At 40.6% G+C, this 14,960-nt stretch carries 14 protein-coding genes and 2 pseudogenes; 14 read left to right on the plus strand and 2 right to left on the minus strand.

What is annotated here, in order from left to right:
• Positions 1-23 precede the first annotated feature (23 nt).
• Positions 24-233, minus strand: coding sequence for a transcription antiterminator/RNA stability regulator CspE (gene cspE / locus VY86_RS01355; protein WP_021323071.1), 210 nt, complete (start codon positions 231-233; stop codon positions 24-26).
• A 219-nt stretch (positions 234-452) separates the two neighbouring features.
• Entirely contained in the window at positions 453-914 is a 462-nt protein-coding gene (locus VY86_RS01360; RefSeq protein ID WP_046973661.1) for a methylated-DNA--[protein]-cysteine S-methyltransferase, read from the minus strand.
• Between the two features lie 332 nt (positions 915-1,246).
• Between VY86_RS01360 and nrdH the strand changes: the two genes are divergently transcribed.
• The 14 genes and pseudogenes from nrdH to emrA all read left to right on the plus strand — a co-directional run bounded on the left by nrdH (position 1,247) and on the right by emrA (position 14,949).
• Entirely contained in the window at positions 1,247-1,477 is a 231-nt protein-coding gene (gene nrdH, locus VY86_RS01365) for a glutaredoxin-like protein NrdH (RefSeq protein ID WP_046973662.1), read from the plus strand.
• Between the two features lie 13 nt (positions 1,478-1,490).
• A complete protein-coding gene (gene nrdI, locus VY86_RS01370; RefSeq protein WP_046976642.1) occupies positions 1,491-1,907 on the plus strand; it encodes a class Ib ribonucleoside-diphosphate reductase assembly flavoprotein NrdI in 417 nt (138 codons plus the stop codon).
• Between the two features lie 2 nt (positions 1,908-1,909).
• Positions 1,910-3,265: pseudogene (gene nrdE / locus VY86_RS01375) on the plus strand (class 1b ribonucleoside-diphosphate reductase subunit alpha); the annotation flags it as partial.
• An 82-nt stretch (positions 3,266-3,347) separates the two neighbouring features.
• A complete protein-coding gene (locus VY86_RS01380; protein WP_046976644.1) occupies positions 3,348-4,385 on the plus strand; it encodes an IS5 family transposase in 1,038 nt (345 codons plus the stop codon).
• A gap of 138 nt (positions 4,386-4,523) precedes the next feature.
• Positions 4,524-5,300, plus strand: a pseudogene (locus VY86_RS01385) (ribonucleotide-diphosphate reductase subunit alpha); the annotation flags it as partial.
• Positions 5,301-5,321: 21 nt separating this feature from the next.
• On the plus strand, positions 5,322-6,281 hold the full coding sequence (nrdF, locus tag VY86_RS01390; protein ID WP_046973663.1) for a class 1b ribonucleoside-diphosphate reductase subunit beta: 960 nt from the start codon (positions 5,322-5,324) through the stop codon (positions 6,279-6,281).
• 598 nt (positions 6,282-6,879) lie between these two features.
• Entirely contained in the window at positions 6,880-8,079 is a 1,200-nt protein-coding gene (gene proV / locus VY86_RS01395) for a glycine betaine/L-proline ABC transporter ATP-binding protein ProV (protein ID WP_046973664.1), read from the plus strand.
• Positions 8,072-9,157, plus strand: a complete 1,086-nt coding sequence (gene proW / locus VY86_RS01400; RefSeq protein WP_046973665.1) for a glycine betaine/L-proline ABC transporter permease ProW — start codon at positions 8,072-8,074, stop codon at positions 9,155-9,157. The genes proV and proW overlap by 8 nt, the downstream gene beginning before the upstream one ends.
• A 68-nt stretch (positions 9,158-9,225) precedes the next feature.
• Positions 9,226-10,224, plus strand: coding sequence for a glycine betaine/L-proline ABC transporter substrate-binding protein ProX (gene proX / locus VY86_RS01405; protein ID WP_046973666.1), 999 nt, complete (start codon positions 9,226-9,228; stop codon positions 10,222-10,224).
• A gap of 244 nt (positions 10,225-10,468) precedes the next feature.
• Complete coding sequence (locus tag VY86_RS01410) at positions 10,469-11,659, plus strand: MFS transporter (protein ID WP_046973667.1); 1,191 nt, start codon at positions 10,469-10,471, stop codon at positions 11,657-11,659.
• 125 nt (positions 11,660-11,784) lie between these two features.
• Positions 11,785-12,543 (plus strand): AzlC family ABC transporter permease, encoded by a 759-nt coding sequence (locus VY86_RS01415; protein WP_046973668.1) that lies wholly within the window; start codon positions 11,785-11,787, stop codon positions 12,541-12,543.
• Entirely contained in the window at positions 12,543-12,878 is a 336-nt protein-coding gene (gene ygaH, locus VY86_RS01420; protein ID WP_193386976.1) for an L-valine transporter subunit YgaH, read from the plus strand. The genes VY86_RS01415 and ygaH overlap by 1 nt, the downstream gene beginning before the upstream one ends.
• A 129-nt stretch (positions 12,879-13,007) precedes the next feature.
• The gene (gene mprA, locus VY86_RS01425; RefSeq protein ID WP_021323081.1) at positions 13,008-13,535 is read left to right on the plus strand and encodes a transcriptional repressor MprA; all 528 of its coding nucleotides are present in this window, start codon (positions 13,008-13,010) and stop codon (positions 13,533-13,535) included.
• 235 nt (positions 13,536-13,770) lie between these two features.
• Complete coding sequence (emrA, locus tag VY86_RS01430) at positions 13,771-14,949, plus strand: multidrug efflux MFS transporter periplasmic adaptor subunit EmrA (protein WP_046973670.1); 1,179 nt, start codon at positions 13,771-13,773, stop codon at positions 14,947-14,949.
• Positions 14,950-14,960 lie beyond the last annotated feature (11 nt).

Here is a 14,960-nt window from a genome sequence, read left to right on the forward strand (position 1 = left end):
TTTTTCAAAATACGGAGTTAAAATCAGATAGCGACAACGTTTACAGCAGATGGACCTTTAGCGCCGTCAGTGATTTCAAACTCTACCTTTTGACCTTCTGCCAGAGTTTTAAATCCGTTGCTCTGAATAGCAGAGAAATGCACAAATACGTCTTTGCTACCATCTTCTGGAGTGATAAACCCGAATCCTTTAGATTCATTAAACCACTTAACGTTACCTTTAATTTTTGACATCAAACTTACCTTTAACGTGAAAATAAGACACAAAACCTGTGTCGTATACAGTACAGCAAATAAATTGGTTGATTGTCTACAACCAAGATCACGAAAAGCATAATAAAATACAATAGATCTTATCTTTTATTTAGTTTTACTGCCAAATAATGCACATATGTAAATATTCTATCACCTTCCCTGGTCTTTTATCAGGCAATTTATCAAACAAGCAAACTGTTATGCTTTTTCATGTTCCAGTAACCAGCTTTTAATATTCAGACCACCGGTATATCCCACCAATTTACCATCATGTCCAATAACACGGTGGCAAGGCACAATTAATGAGATCGGATTACGAGAATTAGCCATTCCTACCGCACGACAATAATTGACTGAACCTAATGCCAATGATAGCTGCTTATAACTCCACACTTCGCCAAACGGGATCTTACATAACTGCGACCAGACACGCTGCTGGAATTCAGTTCCTACCGGATTGACTGGAACAGAAAACTCAGTACGTTTACCCGTAAAATACCCCCGTAACTCTTTCACGCACTGTTTAGTGATATCATTTTTCACTTCAGGCGCTGTTTTTTCATCAACAAAATACAGACTGGTTACTCCCTTATCATCCGCAGTGATATGAACATACGGTTTCGGAAATCCTTTAGGTGTATCAAAATACTGATGATACATAGCCACCTCCTCCATTGAAAAAATATCAATTATTATAGGGATTAGAGTAAATCGTCTTTTCAATAAATTGCAATGATGAATTCAGTTGCTCCCTTACCACCGACTAGAAAACTAAAATTTTCCCAATGGAAAAAGTCTCCGAACAAATAGAGAATAAACAACACCGTAATTCTGATGATAGTCACTCAATGTAAAATTAACACCATATATAGTATGGTTGAAATAAAATTTCACTACATATAGTATAAGTCAAGTTGTAGCCTTTTGGAAAACTGTTACCTGTGAACCAAATTTCGTCATTACACACTCACAAACTGAAAAAGGAGTCATTAATGAGCATTACTATTTATAGCAAACCTGACTGCGTACAATGCGACGCGACCTACCAGGCTCTAAACCAAAGAAATATTCCTTATCAGATTATTGACTTAACCGAAAACCAACAGGCTTTAGCGACTATCCACACTATGGGTTACCAACAAGTTCCCGTAGTCGTCGCAGGCACACAACATTGGTCAGGGTTCCGCCCTGATAAAATCAATGCGTTATCTGAGAATTTGTAGGTTTATTATGAATATGAATCCGCTGGTCTACTTCTCCAGTTCATCTGGAAATAGCTACAGATTTGTCCAAAAACTAAATATGCCAGCTCTTCGTATTCCGATAAACCAATCAGGTAGTCTGCTCAATGTAACCTCACCTTACATTTTACTGATACCAAGTTATGGTGGTGGCAGTGCTAAAGGCGCGGTTCCACAACAAGTGATCCAGTTTCTAAATGTTGCCGGAAACCGGGCGCTGATTCGGGGAGTCATAGCCGCCGGGAATACAAACTTTGGCGAAGCTTACGGTATCGCCGGACGGATAATTTCAGAAAAATGTCAGATACCACTCCTATACCGTTTTGAACTACTGGGTACTGAAGAAGATGTACATCAAGTACGCCAGGGTATCCAAAGATTCTGGCAACATTACTCACCAGAGAATATGTAATCATGACTTTCCAAATTAACGAGCAGCAGGATTATCATGCTCTCAATGCGATGCTCAATCTGTACGATAGTGAAGGAAATATTCAGTTTGATAAAGACAAACTGGCCATTCATCACTATTTCCACCAACATGTAAATCAAAACACGGTCTTTTTTCATGATCTGAAAGAAAAACTCGATTTCCTTCAGCAAAAAGGATATTACGAAACTGAAGTACTAAAACAATACGATTTTACTTTTATTAAAAAGCTTTTTCAGCAAGCCTATAGTAAAAAATTTCGCTTTCAAACTTTTCTGGGTGCATTCAAATATTACACCAGTTATACACTGAAAACCTTCGATAATAAACGCTACCTGGAACGCTATGAAGATCGGGTGTGCATGGTAGCGTTGACCTTAGCTCAAGGCGATCAGATACTGGCTAACCGTCTGGTTGATGAAATTATCAGTGGCCGTTTTCAACCAGCAACGCCAACTTTCCTTAATTGTGGTAAGAAGCAGCGTGGAGAACTGGTTTCCTGCTTCCTGCTGCGAATTGAAGACAATATGGAATCCATCGGGCGTTCAATCAATTCAGCATTACAGCTTTCAAAACGTGGTGGCGGTGTCGCCTGCTTACTAAGTAATCTACGGGAAACAGGCGCACCAATAAAAATGATTGAAAATCAGTCATCGGGTGTCGTTCCAGTGATGAAAATGCTGGAAGATGCGTTTTCATATGCCAATCAACTGGGTGCACGCCAGGGTGCAGGTGCCGTTTATCTCAATGCTCATCACCCTGATATTCTTCGTTTTCTGGATACAAAACGGGAAAATGCCGACGAAAAGATCCGTATAAAAACACTCTCCATTGGGGTCGTCATTCCTGATATCACTTTTAAATTGGCTAAAGACAATGAAGAAATGTATCTATTCTCACCTTATGATATTCAGCGGGTTTATGGCGTACCAATGTCTGAAATTAGCATTACAGAAAAATATGCTGAAATGGTAAATAACAAACAAATTCGTAAATCAAAAATCAATGCCCGTGAATTTTTCCTGACGTTAGCTGAAATCCAATTCGAATCTGGTTATCCCTATATTATGTATGAAGATACCGTGAATCATGCTAACCCAATTAAAGGTCGGATCAATATGAGTAATTTATGTTCCGAAGTTTTACAGGTTAACAGTGCCAGTGAATATAACGATGATTTAAATTACTGCCATATCGGGAAAGATATTAGTTGTAATCTGGGATCGATGAATATCGCTCATACAATGGATTCACCTGATTTTGCCCTTTCTATTGAAACAGCTGTTCGCGCCTTAACTGCCGTATCAGATATGAGCCATATTGGTTCAGTTCCTTCTATCGGGAACCTCTAAAAACTTTTCACAGCCACAAAATTGAGTAAAATGTAGGCACAGTACATCTCTGCAAGGTAGCGCTGTCATGATACCGCCTCGTTCTGCTTTAAAAAAAGACAAGCTGGCATCCGAATATCACCGTCGAAAAATCGATGAATTAGGTGATCCGCTACTTGTTCTTGATAAGTATGTTGATTTCTCGGCACTGGCTGACACCATAGACCTTGTCGCGCCACGTATTATTTCTCCCAAAGGTGGACGCCCGCCATTCCCGACTGAGGTGATGGTTCGCATCATTATCCTGAAACATTTCCATAATCTTTCCGATGAAAAGATGGAATATCAATTGCTTGACCGAATGAGCTGGCAACGTTTTTGTCGCTTGACCGATGTCATTAATATTCCAGACCGTAACACGATTTGGTGTTTCGAAAAACGGATTGGCCAGGCAGGTGCCAGAGCGTTGTTTGAAGAGGCGAAGCATCAGCTTTCGACACAGGGATTCATTCCTAGAGGGGGTCAAATCATTGATGCCACGTTGATTCCAGTTCCTAAGCAGCACAATAAGAAGGAAGAGAATGAACAAATCCGTCAGGGTAAAACCCCGGATAACTGGACAGCAAACAAACGATGCCAGAAAGACACCGAGGCAACCTGGACGAAAAAGAACGGTAAAAGTTATTTTGGCTATAAACTGACCATTAATGTCGATACAAAATATAAAGTGATCCGCCACATCGCGACAGGAACCGCAGCTGTCCATGACAGCCAGTTTTTTGAAGCCGTTTTGGATCGGTCAAATACAAGTCGGGACATTTATGCTGATAAAGGGTATGCCAGCCAGATGCGTGAACGTGAGCTGAAGGAACAGGGCTATCGTGTTCATATTCAGAGGAAAGCGTCACGCAATAAGCCCTTATCAGACTGTCAGAAAGGCCGAAATAAGAAAATAGCGAAAACCCGGGCACGAGTAGAACATATCTTTGGCTCATTCTCTCAGATGGGTGAAAAATTTATCCGAACGATAGGCCAGCTGCGAGCCACTTTTGCGATGACTCTGAAGGCAACCTGCTATAATTTACAACGTTTGGTTTATTTTGGAAAATCCGGCATTCATGCCTTTTAATTCCGGTATGTGATGAAAAAGCGATGAGTTTATTTTTTCCCCTGAAAAAGCAAGAAAAAGTCATACACAATAAGGTCATTTATTGGTGAGTGCAAAATTGATCTTATTTTTTGTATTGAGAGTTTTTAGAGGTTCCCTATCGAGAAAGGAAATCAAGATTCTCATGCGATTGGTTTGGGTCAAATGAATCTTCACGGCTATTTGGCAAGGGAAAGCATTCATTATGGTTCTGAAGAAGGAATTGATTTCACAAACATCTATTTCTATATTATCGCTTATCATGCTTTGCGGACTTCAAATCAGATCGCAATTGAACGAAATAGCTACTTTAAAACTTTTAAAGATTCCCGTTATGCCAGTGGCGAATTCTTCAATAAATATACGGAAAGATCATGGCAACCTCAGACAAAAAAAGTCCGTCAACTATTTGAACAAGCAGGAATAACTATTCCTAGTCAACAAGACTGGCTTGAATTAAAAGCCTCAGTTATGGCTCATGGTATTTACAATCAGAATCTTCAGGCTGTTCCTCCCACAGGTTCTATTTCATATATCAACAATTCAACCTCAAGTATTCACCCGATTGTATCCCGTATTGAGATCCGTAAAGATGGCAAAACAGGACGAGTATATTACCCTGCTCCGTTTATGACCAATAATAATCTTGAATATTACAAAGATGCTTATGAAATAGGGCCGGAAAAAATTATTGATACTTATGCCGCAGCGACTCAACATGTCGATCAGGGATTATCACTAACACTCTTTTTTAAAGATGACGCCACTACACGCGACATTAACAAAGCCCAAATTTATGCCTGGCGTAAAGGGATCAAAACACTTTATTACATTCGTCTGAGACAAACCGCTTTAGAAGGTACAGAAATACAAGGCTGTGTTTCATGCTCACTATAAAATTAATGCTGGAAATTTATTATGATTAGTAACCCTATATGTGCAATTAACTGGAATCGAATTGAAGACGACAAAGATCTGGAAGTCTGGAACCGGCTGACAACTAACTTTTGGCTACCGGAAAAAATTCCGTTATCTAATGATATTCCCTCATGGAATACACTGACAGCAGAAGAGAAAAAACTGACTATCCGGGTATTTACCGGGTTGACCCTATTGGACACCATCCAAAACACAGTAGGCGCTCCGGCATTAATGGAAGATGCACTGACACCCCACGAAGAAGCGGTTATGTCCAATATTAGTTTTATGGAAGCTGTTCACGCACGTTCTTACAGTTCCATCTTTTCAACATTATGTCTGACTACTGATGTAGATGACGCCTATCGCTGGAGTGAAAGGAGTTTTTCACTACAGAATAAAGCTAAAATTATCTTAAATTATTATTGTGATAACCATCCATTAAAGAAAAAGGTCGCCAGTGTTTTTCTGGAATCATTTTTATTTTATTCAGGCTTCTATTTACCAATGTATTGGTCAAGTCGGGGAAAATTAACAAATACAGCCGATTTAATCCGACTTATTATCCGAGATGAAGCTATTCACGGTTATTATATTGGATATAAGTTCCAAAAATCATTGGATAAATACGCTAAACCAGAGAAAAAAGAAATTAAAGATTTTACCTTTTCATTGTTATTAGATTTATACGAAAATGAAGTGAAATATACAGAAGAGCTTTATGGTATTGTTGGCTGGACTGAAGATGTTAAAAAATTCTTACATTATAATGCCAATAAAGCATTAATGAATCTTGGATATGAAGCCTTATTTCCCTCAGAAACGACGAATGTCAGCCCGGCAATACTCTCCGCATTATCACCTGGTGCAAATGAAAACCATGATTTCTTTTCTGGTTCAGGTTCATCGTATGTTATTGGTAAAGTAATTAATACAGAGGATGAAGATTGGGATTTCTGAAGAAAATGACTTTATTTTATATAGAATATTTTGAACGTCAGATAACCATAATACGATAATATTCAAAAACAATATCATTAAGCCTGTTTTTCAAACGATAAAATGCCATAAAATCCTTATATTTTTTATGGTGTTTTTTACAGTTGCAACGATTCCTGTGAACATTCTCTGCCAGAAACAACCATTCCCCTCATATCAAACGATAGAAAACATTAATAAGTCTAATTAATTGTAAATTAAATTTCATTCTAATCAGATATAATCAACATTATAAATTAATAACCAATTCCATCTAAAATACAATTACCGGATTATTACTTACACTTCACAAAAATATATTAATAACAATAACATAGAAACAAATCATCCTTTCAGCAATAGAATAAATTCATAGAAAATAATTTGCTAATAATAATGAAATAACGCCAAATATATTGACTTCAATTAATTTAATATCACTATTTTTTACATTAATTAACATTAACATAGGGTTGTCAGGCTCTCTCAGTATGTTAGGGTATATATCTTCAAAGAATCATGCAGAGATGAATAATGCATAAAACCATTAAATAACCATTGAAAGGAAAGTAACTATTTCATGGCAATTAAACTCGAAGTTAAAAACCTCTATAAAATATTTGGCAACCATCCAGAATATGCATTCAAGTTACTGAATTCTGGCTTGAATAAAGATCAGATATTTGAAAAGACAGGTCTGACTGTTGGTATACAAAATGCCAATCTGGCCATTGAAGAAGGCGAAATATTTGTCATCATGGGATTATCAGGCTCCGGAAAATCCACAATGGTACGCCTTCTCAATCGTCTGATAAAACCGACTCGCGGTCAGGTATTAATTGATGGTGAAGATATTTCTGAGATTTCAGAAACAGCGTTAAGAGACATTCGACGTAAAAAAATCAGTATGGTTTTCCAATCATTCGCACTGATGCCACATTTAAACGTCATGGAAAATACGGCTTTTGGTATGGAACTTGCCGGGATCCCCAAACAAGAACGCCACAAAAAAGCGTTGGATGCACTGAAACAGGTAAATCTGGAAAATTATGCGCAATCCTACCCAGATGAACTTTCAGGCGGAATGCGCCAACGTATCGGGCTTGCCAGAGCACTGGCCAATAACCCGGATATTTTGCTGATGGATGAAGCATTTTCTGCCCTTGACCCATTAATTCGTACAGAAATGCAGGACGAATTACTCAGTCTGCAAGGTAATCAGCCACGAACCATCGTCTTTATCTCTCATGATTTGGATGAGGCAATGCGTATCGGCGATCGAATTGCCATTATGCAAGGCGGTGTTGTTGTACAAGTCGGGACACCTGATGAAATCCTGAATAATCCGGCAAACGACTATGTGAAAACCTTTTTCCGGGGCGTAGATATCAGCCATGTATTCAGTGCCAAAGATGTCGCTCGCCGCCGCCCAGATTCTCTTCTTCATATTGCACCAGGTTTTGGCCCTCTTTCCGCATTGAAAGTCCTGGATGACGAGAACAGGAATTATGGTTATCTGATCGAACGTGGGCAAAAGTTCGCGGGGGTGGTTTCCATAAATTCATTGGAAAAAGCATTACGGGAAAAAAAACCGATCGAACACGCCATACTAACAGAGCCAACCGCCGTTGCCGCTGATATGCCTCTCAATGAATTGATTTCTGTTGTAGCACAATCACCTTGTGCGATTCCGGTTATTGGGGATAACGACAAATACATCGGCGTTATTTCCAAAGGGATGCTGTTGCAGGCTTTAGATAAGGAGACACCAAATGGGTAATCAAAACAAACATCAAACTCAACCTGCACAAGATACGAGGGATCCCCATCCCTCCTCGGCTGATAGCATAGATCCCTGGAGTAGCGAAGCCAATGTTGACAATTCAGCCGGTTCTGACTGGCTCGATGCACCAGCAACAACCGTACAACCTGAACATTTCAATATCATGGATCCATTCCAACACCCCCTTATTCCCTTAGACTCATGGGTAACCCATGCTATTGACTGGGTTGTACTGAATTTTCGCCCGGCATTTCAGGGGATGCGTGTCCCAATTGATTTTGTTCTCAGCAATTTTGAGCAATTTCTAACCTCAATGCCCGCACCCGTTGCAATCCTGTTTTTTGCTCTGATTGCCTGGCAGCTATCAGGTATTGGTATGGGTATTGCGTCACTTGTTTCGCTGATAATTATTGGTGTAATCGGAGCATGGTCTGAAGCTATGGTCACTCTGGCATTGGCTCTGACATCTCTGCTGTTCTGTATCATCATTGGCTTACCACTGGGTATCTGGCTGGCACGCAGTGGAAGAGCCGCCAAAATCATCCGACCTCTGCTTGATGCTATGCAAACCACGCCGGCGTTTGTCTATCTGGTGCCAATTGTCATGCTATTTGGTATCGGCAACGTACCTGGAGTTATCGTCACCATTATCTTCGCCTTACCCCCAATTGTCCGTCTGACAATTTTGGGTATCAAACAGGTTCCGTCAGATCTGATAGAAGCAGCCGAATCTTTTGGTGCCAGTCCTCGCCAAATGCTGTTTAAAGTTCAGTTACCACTGGCTATGCCGACAATTATGGCCGGTATAAACCAAACTCTGATGCTCGCGCTGTCAATGGTTGTTATCGCCTCAATGATTGCCGTCGGTGGTTTAGGTCAAATGGTTCTACGGGGCATTGGTCGTCTTGATATGGGGCTTGCCGCGGTAGGTGGAGTCGGGATCGTTATTCTCGCGATTCTCCTTGACCGTCTGACACAGTCTCTTGGTTGCGACAACCGCACCAAAGGAGGAAATCACTGGTATACCTCCGGGCCAATTGGGTTAGTTACCCATTTATTCAGCAAAAAAGCATAGCCTTGCAAAGGCATATATCAAACTGCAAGTTTTTAAAAAATATGATGACGACTACAGGAGGAAAAACGATGCGCAAAATAGTTATCTGGACTATAACCCTGTCATCACTGATAAGCTTTCAATCATTCGCTGTCAAGTTACCAGGTAAAGGTATCAGTGTACAGCCAATACAAAGCACCATTACCGAAGAAACATTTCAAACTCTTATTGTCAATAGGGCACTGGAAAAACTTGGCTATGATGTCAAACCAATCAAAGAAGTAGACTACAATGTCGCCTACTCCTCTATCGCTTCCGGTGATGCGACTTTTATGGCGGTAAGTTGGGAACCACTACACAACAACCAATATCAGGCTGCCGGGGGAGATGCCAAATTTTATCGTGTTGGTAATTACGTAGAAAATGCTGCTCAAGGTTATTTGATCGACAAAAAAACAGCGGAAAAATACCACATCACCAACATTGTGCAGCTGAAAGATCCGAAAATAGCCAAATTATTTGATATCAATGGTAATGGCAAAGCTGATCTTACCGGCTGTAACCCTGGATGGGGCTGTGAAGCTGCGATTAACCATCACCTTAAAGCTTATGACTTGAACAATAGTGTTGAACATAATCAAGGAAATTATGCCGCCATGATGGCGGATACCATTACCCGCTATAAAGAAGGTAAATCCATCTTATATTACACATGGACACCTTACTGGATCAGTGATGTGCTAAAACCGGGCAGAGATGTTGTCTGGCTGCAAGTTCCTTTCTCGGCTATGCCTGACGGTGAAAAAACAGACACAAAACTACCAAATGGCGCTAATTACGGTTTCCCGCCAAGTATTATGCATATTGCCGCCAATAGAAAATGGGCAGAAGATAACCCAGCAGCAGCTAAGTTGTTTTCTATTATGAAAATACCGCTTGCTGATATTAACGCCCAAAACCTGCGGATGCATAATGGTGAAGCATCACAAGCAGATATCGAGCGCCACGCAAACAATTGGCTCAAAGCTCACCAAAAATTATTTGATAACTGGATTGAAACTGCCATCAAGACCGAAAAAACAAATTAACATACTGAATAATAAAGTGAATTGGCACAAGCCAATTCACTGTTTTCCACTTACACCTTCCTTACATCAAACTTAGTCAACTCATACAATGTTTGCCGGTTTCTTTCTGCCAGCATCTCGGTTTTATCATTGAAACTGATAATAAAAACTCATTACAATGCAAAAAATTTAACTCATGACTACAGGCTCTTAGCGAGCTATCTACCCCCTCTAATTTGCTGTTTAAGCATAAGAAAATACATCTATGAAAGAGAATATTTCCCATACACCATTAAGCCCGGCTTTGATTGCTCTGATGGCCATTGCCACAGGTTTGGTTGTTGCCAGTAACTACTATGCGCAACCGTTGCTTGATACTATCGCGCTACAATTCAATCTGACTGCCAGCGAAGCGGGTTTTATTGTGACTTCAGCTCAGTTGAGCTATGCCGTAGGCCTGATATTCCTTGTACCATTAGGCGATATGTTTGAACGACGCAGCCTGATTGTCTCAATGACAATGTTAGCCGCTATTGGATTGCTGATTACCGCTATGTCACAAAATATCTGGCAAATGTTGCTGGGAACTGCACTGACAGGCTTATTTTCAGTAGTTGCCCAAGTACTGGTCCCTCTGGCGGCAACACTTGCTCTTCCCCATCAGCGAGGAAAAGCCGTTGGTATAATTATGAGCGGTTTACTACTTGGAATATTATTGGCAAGAACCATCTCCGGAGCAATGACTACGCTTGGTGGCTGGCGAACGATTTTTTGGGTTGCCAGCATCTTACTGGTGATTCTCTCCCTGACATTATGGCGCTGCCTGCCTCATTATAAACAAGTGACCACTCTCAATTACTTCCAATTACTTAGCTCTATTGCAAAACTCATCGCCACAACTCCCCTTCTAAGAGTACGCGCCATGCTGGGAGCACTGACATTTGCCAACTTCAGCCTTCTATGGACATCAATGGCATTCCTGCTCTCAGCACCTCCTTTTAACTACTCCGAAGGGATAATCGGTTTATTTGGGTTAGTCGGTGCCGCAGGAGCACTGATGGCAACTAAAACCGGGCAACTGGTTGATAAAGGAAAAGGTTCTCTGACCACCAGCATTTCTCTGGTACTACTACTTCTTTCATGGATACCGATTGGCTTCGCCAAAGAATCATTAATCGGCTTTCTGATTGGTATCCTGCTCCTTGATACTGCGGTTCAGGGTGTTCACGTTACCAATCAAAGTACGATCTACCGTATCATGCCAGAAGCCAGAAACCGACTCACCGCGGCTTACATGACCTGCTATTTTATTGGTGGCGCCCTTGGCTCTCTGGTTTCAGGTTATGCTTATAAACATTCAGGCTGGTATGGCGTAGCTGCCGCTGGAATGACCATCTGTATAATCAGCCTGATCGTATGGTTTTCAGGCAAAAAGCATGAGCCAAAAACGTTGTAAGAAACAAGTTATGGTAAAAGAATGCCTAAATAAAAACATTTATGAAACATTTAGTAAGGATAATATTTTCTATTTGATTTCCTTTTGTTAATGTTACACAACATTTATATAACCGGATATATTGTATGCCTGTTCCCGACGCATTAACGCCTTTACCCAATAAAAAATCCTCCTTTACTGAGGGAATAGTAGACAGTTTACCCATCGTTATCGGGTACATTCCCGTCGCTTTTGCTTTTGGTCTTAGCGCGGTCAAACTTGGCTTCACCCCAATAGAAGCCATTTTCTTTTCATGTATCATCTACGCCGGTGCAAGCCAATTCGTTATCACGGCCTTACTGAGCGCGGGCATGTCATTATGGGTTTCTGCCCTGACAGTACTGGCAATGGATGTTCGCCATATCCTTTATGGCCCATCTTTAAGACATCGCATCAAAGATAAACTGACGGAGAAAAAAACCCTTATCTGGGCTTTTGGTCTGACAGATGAAGTTTTTGCCGCAGCTACCGCAAAACTGATTAAAAACCAACGTAGTTGGAGTGAAAACTGGATGGTTGCTATTACGGGCTGTTCCTGGCTTGCCTGGGTTGTTGGTACAGCAGCCGGCGCATTTCTTGGCAACGGTTATCTGGAATCTTACCCTGCGGTAGAAGCTGCCATGACTTTCATGTTACCGGCACTATTTCTGAGTTTTCTGCTTGCATCTTGCAGAAAACAAAACAGTTATTGTGTTGCAGCAGCGCTGATTGGGGCACTGTTGGGAATTACTCTTTTCTCAATCCCCGTTGCCATTCTGGCAGGTATTGTCGGTGGTTGTATCGCAGCATTGTTACAACCACGAAATAGTTGCAATGACACTTATGAACAAAAGGAAACACAATGATTGACAGTAGAATTTTGCTCATCGGACTATTTGTTGGGTTAGCCAACTTTTTGTTCCGCTATCTGCCACTACGTTTTGGTAAAGCGCGTCAGTCTGGCGGCAGACAAGGCGGAAAAACAGGCATTATTCTTGACAGTATTGGCATTGCATCTATCTGCGCTTTACTCATCGTATCAGGTATACCTGATGTAATGAGAGACAGTAAAAAGCTATTTCCTACCCTGGTGGGCTTTTTAACTATCTGTTTAATTTTTTACAAAACAAAGAAAATTATACTCGCAACGTTATTCGGAGCGCTACTTTTTGGACTAACATTCAAAATATTTATGAATTAGGTATCAATATCAAAAGAAATATGATGATAATAAATAACTACAATTGCTAAATTTATCTTTTAATATACCATTTGGATGTTTGATAACAAAAGTTATCTTACCAGTTGAAACTAATAAGGTATCTAAATAATGGAAAGTTCGTTTACGCCTACCGAAGAATTACTGAATATTCGTGCAGCACAGCAAGCCAAATTAAATAAAGATATCCCTTATCAAGAGATCCTGTTGACTAGGTTATCAATGCACGTCCAAAGCAAATTGCTTGAAAACCGTAATAATATGCTGAAAGCTCAAGGAATCAATGAGACTTTGTTCATGGCCCTGATGATCCTTGATACTAAAGAAAGCCACAGTATCCAACCATCAGAATTAAGTGCCGCATTAGGTTCTTCCCGTACTAACGCCACGCGTATTGCTGATGAATTAGAAAAGCAGGAGTGGATTGAAAGGAAGGAAAGTCATAACGATCGTCGCTGTCTTCACCTTCATCTGACAGATCAAGGTACAAAATTTTTAAATAGTTTACTTCCACCTCAACATGATTGCTTGAGAAGACTTTGGTCATGCCTTGACCAGGAGGAACAAAAACAGTTAGAGAAGTTAATGAGAAAATTACTGGTCAGACTTGATACAATGGGCGATTGTATCAAAAAATAACTTATTGTTTGATCGAGCAATTTTCATCCAAACAACAATTTTCTGGTTAAATTGTTCGAAAAAAATTTCCTTGTTAGCCAAGATGATCTTTTCTGCCAAAAGCTAACTATTATTCTTCGATAACATTGGATTCTGTGTAATTCATCTTTCCAGTAGTGATGACATACCACTACTGGAAAGTGAACTGTAAAGATGATAGTGGCCAAAAGATAGATAACAAGCATGGAGATTTACTATGAGCACGAACGAGGAAATTGAAGTACAAGCACCACAAAATCCAACCGATAACAAAAAAAGACAACGCAGTCGTGCCTTAGTATTACTGACTCTTGTATTTACTCTGCTCGGTGTTGCCTACTCTTTTTATTGGTTTCTCATTTTACGCCACCATCAAGAAACCGATAATGCCTACGTTACAGGCAATCAAGTTCAGATTATGTCGCAAGTTACCGGCAGCGTAATTACAGTTAACTTCGATAATACTGACTTTGTGAAAAGCGGCAGTGTATTAGTACAACTCGATCCCCGTGATGCAGAGTTAGCATTGGAAAAAGCAAAAACAGCACTGGCTAACAGTGTTCGTCAGACTCATCAGCAGATAGTTAACAGTAAACAATATCAGGCTAATATCGCTCTGCGCCGCTCTGAATTAACCAAAGTTCAAAATGATCTCAACCGTCGTGAAATACTTAGCGCCCAGAAAGTGATTGGTAAAGAAGAGCTGCAACATGCACAGGAAGCCGTTACCAGTGCCCGAGCCGCTCTGGATATCGCTATCGAGCAATATAACGCTAATCAGGCAATTATTCGTAATACTCCACTAGAGAAACAACCTGCCGTTGAACAAGCAGCAACGGAAGTCCGTAACGCTTGGCTGGCGCTCCAACGCACTAAAATAGTCAGCCCAATTGATGGCTATGTCTCACGCCGCAGTGTACAGGTTGGCGCACAAGTCAATAAAAATACACCTCTAATGGCGATAGTTTCGGCAAACGATATGTGGATAGAAGCTAACTTCAAGGAGACTCAAATTGCCGATATGCGTATTGGTCAACCCGTCGAAATCACCAGCGATTTCTACGGTGGAAGCAAAATATTCAGCGGCAAAATCACAGGCCTTGATATGGGTACAGGCAGTGCCTTCTCTTTATTGCCTGCTCAGAATGCCAGTGGCAATTGGATTAAAGTTGTTCAACGCTTACCCGTCCGCATTACATTGGATCCCGGACAGTTAGAGAAATACCCATTACGCATCGGTCTCTCAACTAAAGTCAGGGTAGATACAACCCGTTCTGATGGGCCTGTTCTGTCTGACAGAACACGCACTAAATCGGCTTATCACACCTCTGCATTGGCAATAGATATGTCTCCGGCAAATAAAATAGTTAGCGACATAATCAATAATAACGCTTAGAAACAATACCG

Origin of the sequence: Photorhabdus thracensis (genome assembly GCF_001010285.1) — a bacterium.
Taxonomy (GTDB): domain Bacteria; phylum Pseudomonadota; class Gammaproteobacteria; order Enterobacterales; family Enterobacteriaceae; genus Photorhabdus; species Photorhabdus temperata.

Excerpts from the sequence above, each read along its gene's own strand:
- proX (WP_046973666.1), top strand. The coding sequence starts at position 9,226 with ATGCGCAAAATAGTTATCTGGACTATAACCCTGTCATCACTGATAAGC.
- proW (WP_046973665.1), top strand. The coding sequence starts at position 8,072 with ATGGGTAATCAAAACAAACATCAAACTCAACCTGCACAAGATACGAGG.
- nrdI (WP_046976642.1), top strand. The coding sequence starts at position 1,491 with ATGAATCCGCTGGTCTACTTCTCCAGTTCATCTGGAAATAGCTACAGA.
- proV (WP_046973664.1), top strand. The coding sequence starts at position 6,880 with ATGGCAATTAAACTCGAAGTTAAAAACCTCTATAAAATATTTGGCAAC.
- mprA (WP_021323081.1), top strand. The coding sequence starts at position 13,008 with ATGGAAAGTTCGTTTACGCCTACCGAAGAATTACTGAATATTCGTGCA.
- nrdF (WP_046973663.1), top strand. The coding sequence starts at position 5,322 with ATGATTAGTAACCCTATATGTGCAATTAACTGGAATCGAATTGAAGAC.
- VY86_RS01360 (WP_046973661.1), bottom strand. The coding sequence starts at position 914 with ATGTATCATCAGTATTTTGATACACCTAAAGGATTTCCGAAACCGTAT.
- VY86_RS01410 (WP_046973667.1), top strand. The coding sequence starts at position 10,469 with ATGAAAGAGAATATTTCCCATACACCATTAAGCCCGGCTTTGATTGCT.
- nrdH (WP_046973662.1), top strand. The coding sequence starts at position 1,247 with ATGAGCATTACTATTTATAGCAAACCTGACTGCGTACAATGCGACGCG.
- cspE (WP_021323071.1), bottom strand. The coding sequence starts at position 233 with ATGTCAAAAATTAAAGGTAACGTTAAGTGGTTTAATGAATCTAAAGGA.
- emrA (WP_046973670.1), top strand. The coding sequence starts at position 13,771 with ATGAGCACGAACGAGGAAATTGAAGTACAAGCACCACAAAATCCAACC.
- VY86_RS01415 (WP_046973668.1), top strand. The coding sequence starts at position 11,785 with ATGCCTGTTCCCGACGCATTAACGCCTTTACCCAATAAAAAATCCTCC.